General features: G+C 61.7%; 15 protein-coding genes. 7 read left to right on the plus strand and 8 right to left on the minus strand.

The genetic code is table 11. The features are described from left to right. Positions 1-79 precede the first annotated feature (79 nt). Positions 80-667, minus strand: a complete 588-nt coding sequence (locus tag J3P97_RS16245) for a LysE family translocator (protein ID WP_434601113.1) — start codon at positions 665-667, stop codon at positions 80-82. A 176-nt stretch (positions 668-843) separates the two neighbouring features. On the opposite strand from J3P97_RS16245, the gene J3P97_RS16250 reads away from it, so the two are divergent. After that, positions 844-2,298 (plus strand): TrkH family potassium uptake protein, encoded by a 1,455-nt coding sequence (locus tag J3P97_RS16250; RefSeq protein WP_434573580.1) that lies wholly within the window; start codon positions 844-846, stop codon positions 2,296-2,298. Positions 2,299-2,375: 77 nt separating this feature from the next. Here the strand turns inward: J3P97_RS16250 and J3P97_RS16255 are convergent, their stop codons facing one another. Further along, a complete protein-coding gene (locus J3P97_RS16255) occupies positions 2,376-2,867 on the minus strand; it encodes a hypothetical protein (RefSeq protein ID WP_434672260.1) in 492 nt (163 codons plus the stop codon). Between the two features lie 144 nt (positions 2,868-3,011). On the opposite strand from J3P97_RS16255, the gene J3P97_RS16260 reads away from it, so the two are divergent. From J3P97_RS16260 to J3P97_RS16270, 3 genes are all read left to right on the plus strand, one after another. Further along, the gene (locus J3P97_RS16260) at positions 3,012-4,094 is read left to right on the plus strand and encodes a bifunctional transcriptional activator/DNA repair enzyme AdaA (RefSeq protein ID WP_434672261.1); all 1,083 of its coding nucleotides are present in this window, start codon (positions 3,012-3,014) and stop codon (positions 4,092-4,094) included. Between the two features lie 3 nt (positions 4,095-4,097). Then, positions 4,098-4,712 (plus strand): DNA-3-methyladenine glycosylase family protein, encoded by a 615-nt coding sequence (locus J3P97_RS16265; protein ID WP_434601116.1) that lies wholly within the window; start codon positions 4,098-4,100, stop codon positions 4,710-4,712. A 184-nt stretch (positions 4,713-4,896) separates the two neighbouring features. Next, entirely contained in the window at positions 4,897-5,385 is a 489-nt protein-coding gene (locus tag J3P97_RS16270) for a GFA family protein (protein ID WP_434672262.1), read from the plus strand. Positions 5,386-5,519: 134 nt separating this feature from the next. Here the strand turns inward: J3P97_RS16270 and J3P97_RS16275 are convergent, their stop codons facing one another. After that, positions 5,520-6,122, minus strand: coding sequence for a tRNA-(ms[2]io[6]A)-hydroxylase (locus J3P97_RS16275; protein ID WP_434672263.1), 603 nt, complete (start codon positions 6,120-6,122; stop codon positions 5,520-5,522). Between the two features lie 159 nt (positions 6,123-6,281). Between J3P97_RS16275 and J3P97_RS16280 the strand changes: the two genes are divergently transcribed. After that, positions 6,282-7,145 carry a universal stress protein gene (locus J3P97_RS16280; RefSeq protein WP_434573569.1) on the plus strand — a complete coding sequence of 288 codons (864 nt, stop codon included), beginning with the start codon at positions 6,282-6,284 and terminating at the stop codon, positions 7,143-7,145. Positions 7,146-7,335: 190 nt separating this feature from the next. On the opposite strand, the gene J3P97_RS16285 is transcribed toward J3P97_RS16280, so the two are convergent. Then, positions 7,336-7,806, minus strand: a complete 471-nt coding sequence (locus tag J3P97_RS16285; protein WP_434573568.1) for a DUF1289 domain-containing protein — start codon at positions 7,804-7,806, stop codon at positions 7,336-7,338. Between the two features lie 407 nt (positions 7,807-8,213). Between J3P97_RS16285 and acnB the strand changes: the two genes are divergently transcribed. Continuing rightward, entirely contained in the window at positions 8,214-10,814 is a 2,601-nt protein-coding gene (gene acnB / locus J3P97_RS16290; RefSeq protein WP_434674567.1) for a bifunctional aconitate hydratase 2/2-methylisocitrate dehydratase, read from the plus strand. Positions 10,815-11,385: 571 nt separating this feature from the next. Here acnB and J3P97_RS16295 read toward each other — a convergent pair. Next, entirely contained in the window at positions 11,386-12,666 is a 1,281-nt protein-coding gene (locus J3P97_RS16295; RefSeq protein WP_434672264.1) for a serine/threonine transporter, read from the minus strand. Positions 12,667-13,047: 381 nt separating this feature from the next. Between J3P97_RS16295 and J3P97_RS16300 the strand changes: the two genes are divergently transcribed. Next, positions 13,048-14,001 carry a 2-hydroxyacid dehydrogenase gene (locus tag J3P97_RS16300; RefSeq protein WP_434672265.1) on the plus strand — a complete coding sequence of 318 codons (954 nt, stop codon included), beginning with the start codon at positions 13,048-13,050 and terminating at the stop codon, positions 13,999-14,001. On the opposite strand, the gene tssA is transcribed toward J3P97_RS16300, so the two are convergent. Genes tssA through J3P97_RS16315 form a run of 3 tightly spaced genes read right to left on the minus strand, consistent with a single transcriptional unit; the run spans position 13,998 to position 19,659 of the window. Further along, complete coding sequence (gene tssA / locus J3P97_RS16305) at positions 13,998-15,080, minus strand: type VI secretion system protein TssA (RefSeq protein WP_434672266.1); 1,083 nt, start codon at positions 15,078-15,080, stop codon at positions 13,998-14,000. The genes J3P97_RS16300 and tssA overlap by 4 nt on opposite strands. After that, positions 15,077-18,901, minus strand: a complete 3,825-nt coding sequence (locus J3P97_RS16310; protein WP_434672267.1) for a type VI secretion system protein — start codon at positions 18,899-18,901, stop codon at positions 15,077-15,079. Before J3P97_RS16310 ends, tssA begins: the two co-directional genes overlap by 4 nt. Next, entirely contained in the window at positions 18,898-19,659 is a 762-nt protein-coding gene (locus tag J3P97_RS16315) for a DotU family type IV/VI secretion system protein (protein WP_434672268.1), read from the minus strand. The genes J3P97_RS16310 and J3P97_RS16315 overlap by 4 nt, the downstream gene beginning before the upstream one ends.

Consider the following 19,659-nt stretch of genomic DNA (forward strand, 5'->3'; position numbering starts at 1 on the left):
ACCTGGCGACTGCTGCGCAGTCGAGCGGGAGCAAGCTCCCTCGCCACAAAAGCTCTGCCAGTTGGACACCTCGTCAGACTCAAGGCAACAACAGATACACCGCGCTCGCCACCAACAACGCCGCCATCAATCGATTGAACAGGCGCATGGTCGCCGGGTTACCCAGCCACGTGCGCAGAAAGCTGCCCGCATAGGCCCAGCAACCCACCGAGACATAGCAGATGACCAGGTAGATCGCCGCAAACTGCCACACCAGCCGCGCCTCGCCGTCGGCCACGAAGGCGCCCATCCCCGCCACGCAAGCCAGCCACGCCTTGGGGTTGAGCCACTGCATCAACGCGCCATGGAACATTGAAGGCGCGCGCCCCTCGTCCCGGTCACCCAGCTCGCCGTTGTCCACCGCCAGTTTCCAGGCCATGTACAACAGGAACGCCACACCAGCCAGTTGCACCACACGCGTGAGCCCAGGCCAGCGCTGCAATACTTCATGCAACCCCAATCCCATCAAGACCAGCAGCAGGACGAACCCGAGGGTGGCGCCGGCGACATGGCGCAAGGTTGCGCGAAATCCATATCGGGCACCGGAGCTGAGGGCGACGATATTGACCGGGCCCGGAGTAATGGAAGCCACCAGGGCAAAGGTGGCCATGGAAAATATCAAGCTCATCACATATCTTCTTCAGTTCAGGAAAGAGGCCCCAAGGTAAAGGGGCCGCCTGCTCGGGTATTGAAGAAAACTGCCTTGGTCGTCGAGCACTTCCGCTTCATTTTTTTACGCAAATTTTACGCGGTAAGCGATTCACCAAATCGATACTGGGCAGCTCTTTGAATCAGGCGTCATCCATGTCTATAGCGGTTCTGCGTCTCATCGGTTTCATCCTCGGAATTTTCCTGATCACCCTTGCGATCAGCATGGCGATTCCGCTGTTTACGCTGATGTTCTACGAGCGCAACGATGACTTGTCGGCGTTTCTATGGTCGAGCCTGATCACCTTCGTCTGCGGTGTGGCACTGGTGGCCCGTGGAAGGCCGGACCACGTCCAGATGCGTCCCAGGGAAATGTACCTGCTCACCACCGCCAGCTGGGTAATTGTCTGCGCATTCGCCGCCCTGCCGATGGTGTTCATCCAGCACATCAGCTACACCGATGCATTTTTCGAGACCATGTCGGGCATCACCACCACCGGCTCGACCATCCTGACCGGGTTGGATAGTGCATCGCCCGGCCTGTTGATCTGGCGGTCGATGTTGCACTGGCTCGGCGGAATCGGCTTTATCGGCATGGCCGTGGCAGTCCTGCCGCTGCTGCGGGTCGGCGGCATGCGGCTGTTCCAGACCGAATCTTCGGACTGGTCGGAGAAAGTCACGCCGCGCTCTCACGTCGCGGCCAATTACATCCTGTGGATCTACATCGGCTTGACCGCCCTCTCGACGTTGGGGCTGTGGCTTGCGGGAATGACGCCTTTCGAAGCGATCAACCATGCGATGTCGCTGATTTCCACCGGAGGCTTTTCCACCTCCGATTCATCCCTGGCGCACTGGCCGCAACCGGCGGTTCATTGGGTGTCAGTGGTCGTCATGATGGCCGGATCGCTGCCCTTCACGCTGTATGTCGCGACATTGCGGGGCCATCGGCGCGCCCTGCTCAAGGACCAGCAAGTCAGGGGCTTCATCGGCTTCCTGGTCGTTACATGGCTGCTGGTGGGTACCTGGCTGAGCCTTAACAGCGATCACGCGTGGTGGGACGCGGTTCGCATCGTGGCGGTCAACGTCACCTCAGTCGTCACGACCACTGGCGTGGCGCTGGGTGACTACACGCTGTGGGGCAGCTTTGCCCTGTTGCTGTTCTTTTACCTGACGTTCGTCGGCGGCTGTTCGGGATCCACGGCCGGGGGCCTGAAGATTTTTCGCTTTCAAGTCGCCAGGGTGCTGCTGATGGGCAGTTTGAAGCAGCTGATCCATCCCCGGGCGGTGATCCAGAAGAAATACAACAACCATCCCATCGACGAGGAAATCGTTCGTTCGCTGCTGACATTCTCGTTCTTCTTCACCATCACGATCGGCGCCATCGCCCTGGGTCTGGCCCTGATCGGCCTGGACTGGACGACCGCCTTGACCGGTGCCGCCACTGCCGTCTGCAACGTGGGTCCAGGCTTGGGCAACATCATCGGCCCCGCCGGCAACTTCTCGACCTTGCCGGATGCGGCAAAATGGCTACTGACCATCGGCATGCTGCTGGGACGGCTGGAAATCCTGACGGTGCTGGTGCTGTTCACGCCGGTGTTCTGGAAGTACTGACTCGTCGAACAGGACTGAACGGCAGACGAAAAAAATCGCGAAGCCCGGAAACAGGCCTCGCGATTTCATTCAAGCAATTAGCGGTCGTTCTTCATCGATGAACGGGTCGCGTTGCTCAAGCCCTTGGTGTTATGGGTGCCCGGCGTAGCGGCGGAAATCGCCGAGGCCTTGGTCAAGCCGCGAGTATCACGGTCCTTGGCAATGGCGGAAGTCGCCGACGCCTTGCTGGTGCGATCGGTGCGGGTGGTACCAGTGTGCTTACCGCTCAGGCCATGATCGCGAGTCCGAGTCCCGGCGTGATCACTGGCCAGTCCTTTGCCGTGGCCGCTGGAGTCGCTGGACTTGCCACCGCTGCCACTGCCTTGTCCGCCGCCCACGCCGCCACCGTGGCCGCCGCCATTCCCTCCGCCATTGCCGCCACCGCCTCCATTACCGCCGCCACCGCCGCCGCCACCGCCCGCGGCATAGCTCGAACCGATAGGTGACAGGTCGGCAGGCAACAAAGCCGAGGCGCCGAACGCCAAGGCACAGACAGCTACGGCGATGAGGGATTTCTTGTGTTTGGACATGATGTCTCCGAAAGACAAAAACAGCGGGTGAACCTCTAAGACTTGAAGGTTCAATTTTTGTTCGCGGGCATCCGACCAAATGACCATGAATTCATTGTCGATTTTTCGGTGGAGTCGTCCCGGCCACGGTTCTATGCTCTGCCCATGAACCTACATCACTCGCTGCTTCCGCCCCACGCCGAGATGGTCCGCGCCATGCTCGAACGAGACACCACCTACGAGGGGGTGTTCTTCACCGCGGTCAAGACCACCGGTATTTTCTGCCGCCCTAGTTGCACCGCGCGCAAGCCGAAACCGGAGAACGTCGAGTTCTTTGCCCACGCCGACGAGGCGATGTCCGCCGGTTATCGGGCCTGCCTGCGTTGCAAGCCGCTGGATGCCGCCGCCATTGCCCCGGACTGGATCCAGGCATTGCTCAAAGCCGTCGACGCCGAGCCAGACCTGCGCTGGACCGACGCCCTGCTGCTGGAACAAGGCATCGAACCGCTGAAATTACGCCGCTGGTTCAAACAGCATTTCGGCATGACCTTCCACGCCTACCTGCGCACCCGCCGCCTGGGCATCGCCCTGGGCGGGATAAAGGAAGGCGCCTCGATCGACAATGCGGCGTTCGACTCCGGCTATGAATCGCTGAGCGGGTTTCGTGATGCCTTCGTCAAATCCTTCCACATCACCCCCGGCCGCGCCGGCCTCAGCGAACCCTTGCTGTTTACTCGCCTGACCACGCCATTGGGGCCGATGCTGGCCATGGCCGAGCGCCGCGGCCTGGTATTGCTGGAGTTTCTCGATCGCCCGGCCTTGACCAAGGAGCTGGAGGAACTGCAGCAACGCTACGGCTATACGGTTGCGCCGGGCCACAACGCGCATCTGCAACAGATCGAAAGCGAGCTGGCCGACTATTTCGCCGGCAAGCTCACGGTTTTCAACCTCCCGTTGCACATGCCTGGCAGCGCCTTCGCGGCCAGGGTCTGGGCCGAGCTGCAGAAAATCCCCTACGGCGAAACCCGCAGCTACGGCGCCGTCGCCAACGCACTGGGCAGCCCTGGCGCCAGCCGCGCCGTGGGCCTGGCCAATGGACAGAACCGCTTGGCCATCGTCATCCCTTGTCACCGGGTGATTGGGGCGGATGGCTCCTTGACCGGCTATGGCGGCGGACAGCCGCGCAAGGCGTTTCTATTACGGTTGGAGCGAGCCGCGGTGCAGGTTTCGTTGCCTTTGGCGTTTTGACTGATGGCGGCGTCTTATCAGCAAGCGAGCACTTTCCTGGCAGGCCTGGACGAAGACTGGCGGCGCCATATCGAGTCGATCGGTCCTTGCCTTCTGCAACCCAAACCGGCCCGGGATCCGTATGAGGCGCTGATGCGGGCGATTGCCTATCAGCAACTGCACGCCAAGGCCGGGGATGCGATCATTGGCCGGCTGCTCGGGCTGTACCCATCGGGGACGTTTCCCGGGCCTGAGCAGATACTGGCAACTGATGCAGCGCAATTGCGCGGTTGTGGATTTTCAGCCAGCAAGATCGCCACTCTCCAGGGTATCGCCCAGGCCACGCTGGACGGCATCGTGCCGGATTACGCCACGGCGCAGGCCATGGACGACGAAGCATTGATCAAGCGCCTGGTCACCCTGCGCGGCGTCGGACGCTGGACCGTGGAGATGCTGTTGATCTATAGCCTGGAACGGCCGGATATCCTGCCTGCGGATGATTTTGGGGTTCGCGAGGGTTATCGGCGGCTCAAAGGGCAGGAAACCCAACCGAGCTCCAGACAGATGAGCGAAATCGGCCGGGCCTGGAGTCCCTACCGGACGGTGGCGGCGTGGTACCTGTGGCGGGTGCCCAAGTAATGCTGGATGTACCAACGCCTTCGCGAGCAGGCTCGCTCCCACAGGGGACTTGTGGATCTCCCGATTCCAATGTGGGAGCGAGCTTGCTCGCGAAGGCGTCCGCACATTCAACATAAATCCAACCGGCAAAAAACGCCGACCGTCTAGGCTGTACTGAACCATTTCCAATCCACCGGAGGTTCCCATGCACCTCGAAGGATCCTGCCACTGCGGCGCCGTATCGTTCAGCCTGGACAGCAGTCACCCCTACCCTTACCAACGTTGCTACTGCTCGATCTGCCGCAAGACCCAGGGCGGCGGCGGATTTGCGATCAACCTGGGGGGAGATGCCACGAGCCTGAAGGTGCAGGGTCGCAAGCACATCTCGATCTACCATGCGCGGCTCAAGGACGAGGGCGACAAACGCGCCCACCGCAGCAGCGCCGAGCGGCATTTCTGCTCGCTGTGCGGCTCGGGATTATGGTTGTTCAGCCCTGAATGGCCGGAATTGATCCACCCATTTGCTTCCGCCATCGACACGCCGCTGCCGGTGCCGCCCGAACGTACCCATCTGATGCTGGGTTCCAGGGCGCCATGGGTAGAGGTCGAGGCGCGCTCGGGTGACCAGCAGTTCGACGTGTATCCCGAAGAATCGATTGCCCAGTGGCATGAACGCCTGGGTTTGACCATTTGACACTGTGCCGCTGTTCAGAGCCTCTTCGCGAGCAGGCTCGCTCCCACAAAGGATTCAGGCTGCCCTGAGATCCATGTTCACACAAAACCTGTGGGAGCGAGCCTGCTCGCGAAGGCGTCAGCGCAGCATCGCCATCAGGCCGGCACACCACTGTGGAACCGAAACTCCACGTCCACTGATTCGATCAACTCGCGCTCCGCCTCGCGGACCTTCTCAATGACCTGGGCAATATCCTTGGCGTCGCCATACTGGTAGGCCAGTTTCAGGTAACCCTGAAAATGTCGGGCCTCGCTTTTCAGCAGGCCGAAATAGAACTTGCCCAGCTCCTCGTCCAGATGCGGCACCAGGGCCTCGAAACGCTCACAACTGCGGGCTTCGATAAAAGCGCCGACCACCAGGGTGTCCACCAGTTTCACCGGTTCGTGGCTGCGCACCACTTTACGCAGGCCCGAAGCGTAGCGCCCGGCGGAGAGCTGGCGCAGGGCGACCTTGCGTTTTTTCATCAGGCGCATGACCTGCTCGTGATGCACCAGTTCTTCCCGGGCCAGGCGCGACATCATATTGATCAGGTCGACATGGGAGTGATATTTGGCAATCAGACTCAAGGCAGTGCTGGCGGCCTTGAATTCACAGTTCTTGTGGTCGATCAGCAACGTTTCCTGGTCGGCCAGCGCCGCCTGGACCCAGGCATCGGGGGTGCGGCAGCCGAGGAATTCGTGGATTTCGGGAAGGATCATGAGACTCACGGGCAAAGGTAGTCGAGCGAAGGGCGCCGATTATACCGGCCTGCCCCCAGACCACCAGCCACCGCCGTTGATATGCATCAAGTCGACGGGCCGTCCAGAACAACTATAGTTGAGCAACGCCGTGCCTTTACATTGCTGGAGACGCCGATCATGCAAGCCATTCGCAGCATCCTCGTGGTCATCGAACCCGAACATTCGGAAAGCCTGGCACTCAAGCGCGCCAAACTGATCGCCGGCGTGACCCAGGCCCATTTGCACTTGCTGGTCTGCGACAAACACCATGACCATGCCGGGATGCTCAGCGTCCTGAAGGCCGCACTGGCGGCCGACGGCTACAGCGTGACCACCGAGCAGGCCTGGAACGAAAGTCTCTACGAAACCATCATCGACGTGCAGCAGGCCGAAGGCTGTGGCCTGGTCATCAAGCAGCACTTCCCCGACAGCCCCTTGAAAAAAGCCCTGCTGACCCCGGCCGACTGGAAGCTGCTGCGCCATTGCCCGACTCCGGTGCTGCTGGTCAAGACGTCGGGGTCCTGGAAAGACCGGGTGATCCTGGCCGCCGTCGACGTGGGCAATGCCGATGGCGAGCACCGCCACTTGCACTCGACGATTATCGACCATGGCTACGACATCGCCCTCCTCGCCAAGGCGCACCTGCATGTCATCAGCGCCCACCCGTCGCCGATGCTCTCGTCCGCCGACCCGACCTACCAGCTCAAGGAAACCATCGAGGCGCGCTACCGTGAGCAATGCCGGGCGTTCCAGGCCGAATTCGACATTGATGACGAGCACCTGCATATCCAGGAAGGCCCGGCGGATGTCTTGATTCCCTACATGGCCCACAAGCTCCAGGCCGCTGTCACCGTGATCGGCACCGTGGCCCGCTCGGGTTTGTCAGGGGTGCTGATCGGCAACACCGCCGAAGCCGTGCTCGATACGCTGGAAAGCGATGTGCTGGTGCTCAAGCCGCAGGAGGTGGAGGACCATCTGGTGGAGATGGCGGCAAAAGAATAAAAGCCTTGGGCGATCAAGCTCTTGTGGCGAGGGAGCTTGCTCCCGCTCGGCTGCGCAGCAGACGCCTGGGTTTTTCAGGTTCAAGATTATCCGGATCAAGAGCGAGGGTCGCTTCGCAACCCAGCGGGAGCAAGCTCCCTCGCCACAAGAGCTACTGGGTACAAAGCAACTTGCCACAGATGAGGGCCTTTCAGCCGCCAATCGCATCCTTCAAGAACCCCGGCGCGATGTAGCGCTGGTAATGCGCTTCGGACAGGAGGAAAAATTCCCGATCAATGGCATCGCGCAGGTCGGGCAGCTCCCAGTCGCGAAATTCCGGCAGCAGCACCATGCCGTACGCTTCCAGGTTATTGATCACCCGTGCGCCCCGGGCGATCAACTGATAGGCCCAGCAATATTCCGACTGATGCGGCACGAAGCGGATCTTGCGCGATTCCAGTTGCTGGCGCAGCAGCTGCGGGTCGAAAACCTCGAGCTTGGCCACCATCACCTGCACCAGCAGCTGCTCGAGCCGCAACCACACCGCGCGCTTCTCCTCTTCGTTGTAGCCGTTCCAGTGAATCACTTCATGGTGGAACCGCTTGCAGCCACGGCACACCAGGTCGCCGTAGACAGTGGAACAGAGGCCGACGCAGGGGGTCTTGATGAGCTGGTTGGGCATAAGGCAACGCACACGCAAAAACAGGACAGGCCGGCATGTTAGCCCTTTGTCTAAGATTGATCACCCCTCAAACTTCCAGGCTCAACTTACCTTTAATTGTTTTTTCCCGTAGAATCAGCCAGCCTTTTAAGGCGCCAATGTCCGTTAGAAGCTGTTTTCAAAGCGTCACGAGCACAGTCGTTCCTTCAGAGCGGTGTTGGCGAAGGGTCTTTCCAGCGGGGAAAGCCCAACGCCAACCCTCATCAGCTCCCGTTCTGCAGGCGTAAAACTTTGAAAGCAGCTTCTGTGAGGAACTCCGGCAATTCTGGCGTGGAGGCCCAAAAAGCCCCCTGACGCGCATGAGTGCCGTGAGTTTCTGGATGAGCGTCCCGGACACCCATTTGGGACCACTGATGAGGGTAATAACTGTGCTTGAAGCCTACCGCAAACATATCGAAGAGCGCGCAGCACTGGGTATCGTTCCCCAGCCGCTTAACGCCGAACAAACCGCAGGCCTGATCGAGCTGCTGAAGAATCCCCCGGCTGGCGAAGAAGCTTTCCTCGTTGACCTGATCACCAATCGCGTTCCGCCTGGAGTCGACGAAGCCGCCTACGTCAAGGCCGGTTTCCTGTCCGCCCTGGCCAAGGGCGAAGCCCAATCCCCTCTGATCGACAAGAAGCGCGCTGTAGAACTGCTCGGCACCATGCAGGGCGGCTACAACATCGTGACCCTGGTAGACCTGCTGGACGACGCCGAGCTGGCTCCGGTCGCCGCCGAAGAACTCAAGCACACGCTGCTGATGTTCGATGCCTTCCACGATGTGGCGGAAAAAGCCAAGAACGGCAACGTCCACGCCAAGGCCGTCCTGCAATCCTGGGCCGACGGCGAGTGGTTCAAGAACCGCCCGGTGCTGGCCGACAAGATCAGCCTGCGGGTCTTCAAGGTCACCGGCGAAACCAACACCGACGACCTGTCCCCTGCCCCTGACGCCTGGTCCCGCCCGGACATCCCGCTGCACGCCCTGGCCATGCTGAAAATGGCTCGCGACGGCATCGTGCCCGATGAGCAAGGCAAGACCGGCCCGATGAAGCAGATCGAAGAGATGCGTGGCCAAGGTTTCCCGATCGCCTACGTCGGTGACGTGGTCGGTACCGGTTCCTCGCGTAAATCCGCCACCAACTCGGTGCTGTGGTTCTTCGGCGACGACGTCCCGTATGTGCCGAACAAGCGCGCCGGTGGTTTCTGCTTCGGCAGCAAGATCGCGCCGATTTTCTACAACACCATGGAAGACGCCGGCGCCCTGCCGATCGAATTCGATGTGTCGAACATGCACATGGGCGACGTGATCGACCTGTACCCGCATGCCGGCAAAGTCTGCAAGCATGGCAGCGATGAAGTCCTGACCACCTTCGAAATGAAGACGCCGGTCCTGCTCGACGAAGTCCGTGCCGGCGGTCGTATTCCGCTGATCATCGGCCGTGGCCTGACCGAAAAAGCCCGCGCCGAGCTGGGCCTGCCGCCTTCGGACCTGTTCAAGAAGCCTGAAGCGCCGGCCGAAAGCACCAAGGGCTTCACCCTGGCGCAGAAAATGGTCGGCAAGGCTTGCGGCGTGACCGGCGTTCGCCCGGGCACCTACTGCGAGCCGAAGATGACCACCGTAGGCTCCCAGGACACCACCGGTCCGATGACCCGTGACGAACTGAAAGACCTGGCGTGCCTGGGCTTCTCGACCGACCTGGTGATGCAGTCCTTCTGCCACACCGCGGCGTATCCGAAGCCGATCGACGTGACCACCCACCACACCCTGCCAGACTTCATCATGACCCGTGGGGGCGTGTCCCTGCGTCCGGGCGACGGCATCATCCACAGCTGGCTGAACCGCATGCTGCTGCCGGACACCGTCGGCACCGGTGGTGACTCCCACACCCGTTTCCCGATCGGCATCTCGTTCCCGGCCGGTTCCGGCCTGGTCGCCTTCGCCGCCGCCACCGGCGTGATGCCGCTGGACATGCCCGAGTCGATCCTGGTGCGTTTCAAGGGCAAGCTGCAACCGGGCGTCACCCTGCGCGACCTGGTCCATGCGATCCCTTACTACGCGATCCAGAAAGGCTTGTTGACTGTCGAGAAGAAAGGCAAGAAAAACGCCTTCTCCGGCCGCATCCTGGAAATCGAAGGCCTGGAAACCCTGACCGTCGAGCAGGCTTTCGAACTGTCCGATGCCTCGGCAGAACGTTCGGCCGCAGGTTGCACCATCAAGCTGTCCAAGGAATCGATTGCCGAGTACCTGAAGTCGAACATCACCCTGCTGCGCTGGATGATCGGCGAAGGCTACGGCGATGCCCGCACCCTGGAGCGTCGTGCCCAGGCGATGGAAGCCTGGCTGGCCAACCCGGAACTGCTGGAAGCCGACAAGGACGCCGAGTACGCGGAAATCATCGAAATCGACCTGGCCGACGTCAAGGAGCCTGTGCTCTGCGCGCCGAACGACCCGGACGACGCCCGCCTGCTCTCCAGCGTTGCTGGCGAGAAGATCGACGAAGTGTTCATCGGTTCCTGCATGACCAACATCGGTCACTTCCGCGCTGCCGGCAAGTTGCTCGACCAGGTCAAGGGCCAACTGCCAACCCGTCTGTGGCTGTCGCCGCCGACCAAGATGGACGCTCACCAGCTTACCGAAGAAGGCTACTACGGCATCTATGGCAAGGCCGGTGCACGGATGGAAATGCCGGGCTGCTCGCTGTGCATGGGTAACCAGGCACGCGTGGAACCGAACTCCACCGTGGTCTCCACTTCGACCCGTAACTTCCCGAACCGTCTGGGTGACGGCGCGAATGTCTACCTGGCTTCGGCTGAGCTGGCATCCGTGGCGTCGATCCTGGGTCGCCTGCCGACCGTCGAGGAGTACATGGAATACGCCGGCAAGATCGACAGCATGGCAGCGGACGTATACCGCTACCTGAGCTTCGACCAGATCGCCGAGTTCCGTGAAGCGGCTGCCAACGCCAACATCCCGGTCGTTCAAGCGTAAAGCTTAAAGCGCACCACTGAAACGCCGCCCTTCTTGCGAGGGGCGGCGTTTTTTTATGCCTGGGGATTTGATGCAAGCTGACAGACCGCCATCGCGAGCAGGCTCGCTCCCACAGGGATTTTTGTGGCCGCTGCAATTTTGGCAGACAACCCGGAACCCATGTGGGAGCGAGCATGAACACAATTTTTGTGAACACCTCAAAACCAATGTGGGAGCGAGCCTGCTCGCGAAGACGGCGGCACAGCCAACATCCCTGCCGACTGACCCACCGCTTTCGCGAGCAAGCTCGCTCCCACAGGGTTTTATGCCGGACGCAATGCCATAAACACCCAAAACCAATGTGGGAGCGAGCCTGCTCGCGAAGACGGCGGCACAGCCAACATCCCTGCCGACTGACCCACCGCTTTCGCGAGCAAGCTCGCTCCCACAGGGTTTTATGCCGGACGCAATGCCATAAACACCCAAAACCAATGTGGGAGCGAGCCTGCTCGCGAAGACGGCGGCACAGCCAACATCCCTGCCAACTGAACCGCCGCTTTCGCGAGCAGGCTCGCTCCCACATAAACGCAGGTCAGGCCAGGAGGGAATAGACCAACGCAGTGATCGCCACCAAGCCCACCGACACCACAAAGACATTCGACGCCTGGCCACGATAGCGGGCCATGGCTGGGACTTTGCGGATCGCGTACATCGGCATCAGAAACAGGATGGCCGCGATGACCGGGCCGCCCAGGGTTTCGATCATGCCCAGGATGCTCGGGTTAAGGGTAGCAACGACCCAGCACACCACCAGCATGAACGCCGCCGTCAGGCGATCGAGGGTTTTCGGCGCCGGGCGCCGGCCGCTCTTGACGATCAGGCCCTTGAGACCTTCGCTGGCGCCGATGTAGTGCCCCAGGAACGACTTGGAGATCGCCACGAAGGCAATCAGCGGTGCCGCGAAGGCGATGGTCGGGTTGCTGAAATGGTTCGCCAGGTACGACAGGATCGACAGGTTCTGCGCCTTGGCCTCGGCCAGTTGTGCCGGGGACAGGGTCAGCACGCAACTGAACACGAAGAACAGCACCATCACCACCATCAGCACATGCGCGCGCGACAGGATCTGTGAGCTGCGCTCTTCAGCGTTATCGCCGTAGCGACGTTTCTGGTCCACCGCAAATGCCGAAATGATCGGCGAATGGTTGAACGAAAACACCATTACCGGAATTGCCAGCCACAAGGTATGCAGCAATGCCGAAGGCTCCGGCAGCGTCGACGCAGTGGTCAGGATCCCGCCGTTCCAATGGGGCATTAGGAACACCGCAAGGAACAGCAGCGCCACGATGAACGGGTAAACCATCAGGCTCATGGCCTTGACGATCGCCTGCTCGCCGCAACGCACCACGGCCAGCAGGCCGAGAATGAGCATCAGCGACAACACAATCCGAGGAGGCGGCTGCACGTGCAGCTGATGTTCCAGGAAACTGCCCACCGTATTGGTCAGCGCCACGCTGTAGATCAGCAGGATCGGAAAGATCGCAAAGAAGTACAACAGGGTGATCAACGCGCCGGCCTTGATGCCGAAATGCTCTTCCACCACCTCGGTGATGTCTGCCCCGTCGCGACCGGACAGCACGAAACGAGTCAGGCCCCGGTGCGCATAGAACGTCATGGGGAACGCCAGCAGCGCCAGGATCAGCAGCGGCCAGAAACCGCCGAGGCCGGCGTTGATCGGTAGAAACAGCGTGCCAGCGCCAATGGCGGTACCAAAAAGGCCCAGCATCCACGTCGTGTCGTGGCGACTCCATTGACTGAGGGTGGCTGGGGCTGTCGTTTCAAAGCGCTCTTCGACGCTGTTGGCCTGATCATTCATCCGGTCGGATCTCCGCTTTCCGGTCACATGCACCCGGCCAGGACGAGTCGGAAAACCCCGACAGGCAGCGCCCTGGCCGAAACAGGGGCGCGATTGTCCGGGATTCATGAACAGAAGCAAAGACTTAGCTGAGGAGTGGTTATCCGGAGCAGATCATGGACAGAAAAATTGTCCCCCACATTCTTGTGGGAGCGAGCCTGCTCGCGAAGAGGCCCTTCCTGTAACACCTCACTGCCTGAACCAGCGTCTTCGCGAGCAGGCTCGCTCCCACGGGGAAATGCGCCAGCCAAAAATGAAATACAAAAAGCCCAAGCTACACCTCCCTGCGGCCCCTACAATCAGGTTGAATATCAAAATCGCCCGCGCCCACAGGAGCACAGCATGACTGCAACCGTTCTGGTACTGGTTGAAACCGTTAACGAATACCTGCCGATCCTGGAGCGCCAAGGCTATCACTTGGAACTCGCGCCCACGCCCGCCGAACGCAAGGCAGCGGTTTTCGAACACGGTGAACGGTTCAGCGCGGTGTTGACCCGCGGCCCCTTGGGCTTGACCGCCGAGGAAATGGCCGCCCTGCCCAACCTGAAGATCATCTGCGTGATCGGCGCAGGTTATGAACAAGTGGACCTGCAAGCCGCCCGCGACCGAGGCATCGTTGTCACCAACGGTGCCGGGGTCAACGCTTCATCGGTGGCCGACCATGCCATGGCGCTGTTATTGGCGTTGGTGCGCGATGTGCCTCGATCCGACGCAGCCCTGCGCCGGGGCGAATGGCCGCGAAGCACGCGCCCTTCCCTCGCTGGCAAGCACTTGGGCGTGCTGGGACTCGGCGCCGTGGGCATGGCGATTGCCAAGCGGGCCGCCCTCGGTTTCGACATGAACATCAGCTACCACAATCGCCGCGTACGCAGCGACGTGCCCTACGCCTTCTGCGCAACGCCCACCGAACTGGCCAGGGTTTCGGATTTTCTGATTATCGCCACGCCCGGAGGGCTGGACACCCGCCAGTTAATCAACAAGCAAGCCCTCGACGCCCTGGGTCCCAACGGATTCCTGGTCAACATTGCCCGCGGCAGCGTGGTCGCCACGACCGAGCTCATCTACGCCCTCGAACATCGGCGAATTGCCGGGGCTGCGCTGGATGTATTCGACCATGAACCCGAAGTACCCGACGCCCTGAAGCAATTGTCGAACGTCGTGCTGACACCTCACGTGGCTGGCCTGTCGCCGGAAGCGACACGCGCCATGGTGGAGTTGGTCGGCGATAACCTGAACGCGTTTTTTTCCGGCAAGCCGGTGCTGACGCCAGTGGAGCTACCCGACGCGCAGCATTAAAGCACCCCGAGTAACGTCCACAGCCGTCGAGACTCGGCATCGGCACTGATCAGTTCTCCCAGCAGCTCGCTCAGCGGCTTGTTGCCCCACTCCACACCGCGCCGGATCAGATAGGGCACGGGACTGTGGGGTTCGGTGCGCGCCAGGTAACCGGCGATGACCAGCAATTGTCGATAGGCCTCCTCACGATTGGCCGGTTCCTGGAAGACCTGGGCAGGTGCCGCCGTCGGCGGGGAGGTCGGCGTCGTTGCCACCGTGGGCGTTTGCGCGGGCACGACGGCGGGTTGCTGTGGATGCATCGCGATGAACTCCTTTACCAATGCCAACATGGCTTGCATCACGTCCTGCAAGGACTTGTAGCCCGGCGCCAGGTTACCCAGATAGGCGTCGCTCCAGGCTTCGAGCCGTTGCAGGTGTTGCAGGCTCAACATCAGGCTGCCCTGGCGGTGCAACCAAAACGACAACGGGGTGTTGCGAATCAGTTCGCTGAGCTTCTTTTGTTCGTTGCGCGCCGCCTCCGCCGAGGCCTTGGCATTCTTGCTGTCGTTGCCCAGCACTTGCTGGCGCTGCAGGCGCTGCCAATCGTCCAGGCTGAAACCCGCGAAGTCTGGGTCACGACCATCAAGCAACGGCACCCGCGTCAGCAGCACTTCGCTGTAGCGACGGGCCAGCCATTCCAGCGGAATCACCCGCCACGATTGATCGCCATCCTCGGCAAGGGGATGCAGGTGTTCCGGATAGCGCTCGCACAGCCCCGCCACCAGTGCCAGGCTGCCGGGCAAACCTTCCAGCCCGGCCAGGTGCAGCCAGGCCTCCCCCAGCCAGGCACTGATCATCAGGTCCTTGCTGCGCTCCAGCAGCAACGTGGTCGCGAGCCGCTCCAGGTACGGCCAGAGCGCGCGCTTGATCGAAGACTGCCACACGCCGGTGGGTAGGCTGGTGTCGTCTTCCCGACGCAATTCGCGTAGCTGGTCGTACTCCGTTTCGTAACGCAGATCCTGGCCACAGGGCGACTCGGCGCTGATCGGTTCGAGCAATTGGCTGACCAATTCGGGCAACGGGGTTATCGGCAAACTCACAGGCCCTCCTCACGGGTGGCAATGGCAGGCCTCGACGCAGGCGCGAGGAAAGGTGACCGCGGCGCCTGTGTCGGCAGCGGCGGGATCGACAGCGGCAATTTGGAACCCTGGCTCATCAAAGACAGGCGCACGAACATCAAGGTCTGTTGCGCCGTGCGGGCTTGGGTCTGGGCGGTCACCGGCAGTTGCAGGGCCAGGGGAAAATCGGTGTAGTCGACATTCGGCTGGCGTTGGGCCGAGCCCAGCGAACGCATCAGGCGCAGCAACGACCATGGCCCTTGGTATTCCCAGCCGGCTTCGAGGTCGCGCACCACCAGGTTCGGTTGCAACGGGTCGTTGGCCGGGCGCTGGTAGCCGTTGCGGGCCCAACGCAAGGTCAGGCGCACGGGCTGGCCGACCATCCAGCGCAGGTTCTGCTGGCCCTCACCGGGGTAGTTGATCTGCTGGTTGCCGGCGTCCAGGCTCCAGGCGATGACCTGGTCGGCGCCGCGCTCTTCCTCGCGGTCGGTGCGCCAGCGCACGTCCATCTCCACGCCCAGGATGCCGCTCTTGTCCCGCACGAACAGCGGCCCGAGCCAGACACCGGCCTGCTTCAAGCGGTTGAGGAAATCCTCGGCCGCCAACCGCTCCGGCGTCTGGCTCAGCGTCAGCCCGGCCTGGGCCAGGGGCACGCGTGTCTCGATCAATTCCAACAGGTGCCGGACCCGTGCCGGGTCGGCATCACTGGCCCGCACGTCCTGGGAAAACGGGAAGCGTCCCGCCAGGTACTGGTTGAAATAATTGGCCAGGTCATTCCAGGCCATTGCCGCCTGGTTCTGTCGCAGGTACAGGCAACGCTGCAGCGCCCCCTGCTGCAATGCGACCGTGCGCCGAGCCAGGTCGCCGCGCCCACCGGACAGGCTGGAGGTCTGCAAGATCTGCGCGCAGGACGCGGTGTCCATCGCATTGAAATCCCGACTTACCAATTGTTCCAACTGGGCAGCCGAACTGGCCGGGTTCTGATTCTTGTACTTGAGCAGTTCGTCGTTGAGGGCCATGAACCGCGCCACCTGGTCATGCTCCAGGGCGGACAGGTCGTCCTGCTGGACGATCAGCCATTCCAGGGCAGGCATGCGCTGTTCGGCGATCTGCAGCATGGCACTGAATTGCTGGTTCAGGTTCAGCTTCAGTTCCTGTGGATCGTTGGCGCCATACAGCTGCAAGCCGAAGTTCTTCGAACCGTCCCAACGCTCGATATCGGCGCGCTGGCTGAATAACGGCTGGGCATCGATTTCGGCCAGGCCATTGTTGATCTGCGCCAATGCCCGGCGATTGAGCAGGCGCTGGAAACGTATCGCCAGGTCGCCCCGGTGCACGTCCATGAAGGCTTTCTGCAGCGCCACGGCTTGGGCGGTCTGTACGTTGAAGCCCAGGCCCGGCGACGGCTCGTCGCTTTCATCCAGGCTCAACCACATGGCCCGTGCCGCGGCGCTTTCGGCGGCCTGCATCAGCGCGTCACGGTAATCCGGCGGGATCCGCGACAGCTCTTCGCTGGCATAGCTCTTGTAGCTGGCGAAATAATTCAGGGCGACGCTGAAATCATCACTGCCATCGCCCTGGCCTATTGAATCCGGATTGCCGGTCGACGGATCCTTCTGCATCGCCAACGCCACGAAATCCCGTTTGAACAGCGCTTGCACCGCGCCGTCCAACGCCGTGACATGGTCCTGCAACACCAGCAAGCCACTGCCCTGCTGCACCAGCAGATTGTCCCGGGAACCACTCTGGACGATCCACTGGTCGCGAAAACTTTGCTGCAACTTCGCCGCCTGGCTCTCCAAGTCCTGTGTGATATCCGGGCCAAGCAAAGTGCTGTGGCTGACCTTGTCCAGCATCTGGGTGTAGCCAGGCACGAGGTCCTGGCCCTTGCCCCGCCCCCAGGCGGAGTTGGTCAGGCTGACCAGCGTCTGCAGGTCATCGATCAGCGCCATCAGGTCTTCCAGCTCACTCAAGGAGTTGCCGCTGCCTGCCTCCAGTCCTTGCAGGTGCAACTTGAGATAACCGGCCTGGCGAACGAAGTTGTCCGCCAGGAAGTAATGGTCCAGCCAGCGTTGCATCAGGCCGGTGAAATTATCGGTAATCACAGGGCGCGCGGCGTTCAGGTCCAGCCCTTGCAAATCACTGTTTCGCGCATCGAACAGGACCCGGTTGTAAAACTGTGGGCGACTCAAAGTCCCGGTGTTCAGGCCCAAGGACAACGCGGCGTTGCTCAACTGCACCAGTTCGTCCAGTGGCGCCTTGGGGTCGTTCACCACTTGGCTGAACATCTGGTTGTGCTGCTCGAGGCGTGCCGCCAGATCCACCAGCGCCTTGGCCTTCAGGTAGCTTTGCCACTGCGCCGGATCGTCGTTCTCGACGTTGCCCCGCCGCTCGGTGTTGCGGATGGACTTGAGCTGTTCCAGGTCGGAATCGAGCAAGTCTCGCAGCGGTAGTATCCAATGGTGCCGGGCGGTCAGGCGCAAGCCATCCTCCAGCTGCGTGTCCACGGAGGAAAACCAGGAGGTGGGGAAGACGACCGAGACATAACGCCAGCGCGGGGCTTTCTCCAAGACGTTCCAGTAGTTCTGCACGTTATGCCGGGTCGGCTCCAGTTGCGGCTGGTCCGGGTCAACGACAATGTGGTTCTTGTGGGCACTGAGGACCAACCGCGACAGTCCCTCGGCGTTTTCCACCGAATCGCGCCAGACCCAGACCATGCCTCCCAACCAGACCAGGCCCACCACCAACGCCACCGCGCCGGCCAGCCGATGACCGCGTTGGCGCACGCGCAGCAAGCGAGGCACCGGCTGGGCCAGGCCGCGTTCGGCCATAAGACGTCGCGACCACAATTGCCGGGCAAACACCGTTTGCCGCTGGCCATCGTGATGGGCGGCCAAACTGTCGCCGCTGACGGCCGGTGCCTGACTGGCGGTGAAGTACACGCCGCGAAATCGCGGCGCTTCGCCTTGGGCGTTGCCCTGGAATACCGGCTCCAACAAGATCTGCAAGGTTCGTCGCAAGCCTTCGAAGCGTTCTGGCAGGCCATAAAGATCGGTGCTCAGCTGTCCCGACAACGCACCGATCTCGATGATCGATTGCGCCAGTGCGGCGTTGATCTCATCCAGCGCCTGGTCACTCCAGTGCGACTGCCACGCCGCATCCGGCAAATAAGGCGACGACCAACCCAGCATCGACTCCCGCGCCTTGGCAGGCAGCGCGCTGACCAATTCCTGGAACCCGGGCAACTCTTCCATCCCGGTGATCACCACGTAAACCGGCAGGCTCAAGCCAAACCGTTGCAGCAAATCGATAAAAACCCGTCGGACCTTGAGGCTCAGCTCAGTGGTGTGCTCGATGTCATCGAACTTGCTGAACGGTACTGTCCAGATCACCCCGTCCAATGGCCGCTTGCTGCGCAGCCGCAACAGCAGGCCCAGCAGTCGCCACCAGTTGCCCCGTTGCCGGTTCATGCCTTCATCGGGCAGGAACAACGCCTGGGGCACTACCAGCAAGGCGCCTTCGGCATCGCAAAACCAGCGCCCGAACCAGCCCGCCTTTTCCGTGGGTTGCAAACGCCATTGGCTGCACAGCTGGGCGCCGTCGGTTTCGTTGCCGAGCATCATCAGCCAAGGCGTCTGATAGCGGTCGCGGGTGCCCTGCTCCTGCTCCATCTGGCGCACCGCCCCGTAGAAATTGCGAACCGCCGCGCCGCCCTGGGTTCGCAACCACCAGACCGCTGCCGCGATCACCAGCACCACGACAATGGCGAGCAGCACCAAGGCGACGATGCTCAGGGTATTCATGAATCCTGCTCCTGGCCTGACGACTCGTTCAGTTGCAACACAGGTTCGAGCTCCAGGCGGATGTCACGCCAGAAGACCTGCCCCAGGCCAGTCAACAACAGCACCATCGCCACGATCGCTAACCCCAGGCGAAAGCCGTCCGGCAAGGATTGCTGCGCGGGCATACGCGCGGGCGTCGCCGCCGCAGACATCGCCAGGCGCTGGCTGACGTCGACGTAATCGGGTTCGTGCTGCCAGGCAAAGGTGAACAACGCCACGCGCCATTTTTCGTGCTGGACCTGGCCAGGCTCGCCGCGCAAGCGCCCTTGGAATCCCAGGATCAGGCATTGCAGATAGACATTCGCCAGGTCCCGAGTGCCCGGCATCTGCTCATCCAGCAGTTTCTTGATCGCTGCGGGCAAGCGCTCGCCGGCCTGGCGGCTGGCGTACATGCGTGACTCGAGGGGATGCTGCTGCCAGGCCAGTTGGCCGGGCCAGGTGCTGAACAGCAAGGTCTCGTCCACCAGCGCGACGAAGGCATAGACCAGCGCCTTGACCTGCTCGGAAGCGGCATCGCCGACGGTGGCATAGGCCACCCGCCAGAGACGCTGGGCGCCGCGACCGGAAAACTCCACGACCCGATTGACCAGCACCGCAGGGTCGCTGTCCTTGGGCAAGTCTTGCCAGTCCTGGGACCACTTCAACCAGGCTTGACGAAACGCACTGCTCAGCGGCGCCTCGTGCAGACTCCGAACCACCCCGCCACTTCCGTCAGGCAT

The sequence above is a fragment of the Pseudomonas sp. R1-15 genome, from assembly GCF_051132085.1.
Lineage (GTDB): Bacteria > Pseudomonadota > Gammaproteobacteria > Pseudomonadales > Pseudomonadaceae > Aquipseudomonas.

Excerpts from the sequence above, each read along its gene's own strand:
- J3P97_RS16245 (WP_434601113.1), bottom strand. The coding sequence starts at position 667 with ATGAGCTTGATATTTTCCATGGCCACCTTTGCCCTGGTGGCTTCCATT.
- J3P97_RS16250 (WP_434573580.1), top strand. The coding sequence starts at position 844 with ATGTCTATAGCGGTTCTGCGTCTCATCGGTTTCATCCTCGGAATTTTC.
- J3P97_RS16255 (WP_434672260.1), bottom strand. The coding sequence starts at position 2,867 with ATGTCCAAACACAAGAAATCCCTCATCGCCGTAGCTGTCTGTGCCTTG.
- J3P97_RS16260 (WP_434672261.1), top strand. The coding sequence starts at position 3,012 with ATGAACCTACATCACTCGCTGCTTCCGCCCCACGCCGAGATGGTCCGC.
- J3P97_RS16265 (WP_434601116.1), top strand. The coding sequence starts at position 4,098 with ATGGCGGCGTCTTATCAGCAAGCGAGCACTTTCCTGGCAGGCCTGGAC.
- J3P97_RS16270 (WP_434672262.1), top strand. The coding sequence starts at position 4,897 with ATGCACCTCGAAGGATCCTGCCACTGCGGCGCCGTATCGTTCAGCCTG.
- J3P97_RS16275 (WP_434672263.1), bottom strand. The coding sequence starts at position 6,122 with ATGATCCTTCCCGAAATCCACGAATTCCTCGGCTGCCGCACCCCCGAT.
- J3P97_RS16280 (WP_434573569.1), top strand. The coding sequence starts at position 6,282 with ATGCAAGCCATTCGCAGCATCCTCGTGGTCATCGAACCCGAACATTCG.
- J3P97_RS16285 (WP_434573568.1), bottom strand. The coding sequence starts at position 7,806 with ATGCCCAACCAGCTCATCAAGACCCCCTGCGTCGGCCTCTGTTCCACT.
- J3P97_RS16295 (WP_434672264.1), bottom strand. The coding sequence starts at position 12,666 with ATGAATGATCAGGCCAACAGCGTCGAAGAGCGCTTTGAAACGACAGCC.
- J3P97_RS16300 (WP_434672265.1), top strand. The coding sequence starts at position 13,048 with ATGACTGCAACCGTTCTGGTACTGGTTGAAACCGTTAACGAATACCTG.
- J3P97_RS16310 (WP_434672267.1), bottom strand. The coding sequence starts at position 18,901 with ATGAATACCCTGAGCATCGTCGCCTTGGTGCTGCTCGCCATTGTCGTG.
- J3P97_RS16315 (WP_434672268.1), bottom strand. The coding sequence starts at position 19,659 with ATGCCTGACGGAAGTGGCGGGGTGGTTCGGAGTCTGCACGAGGCGCCG.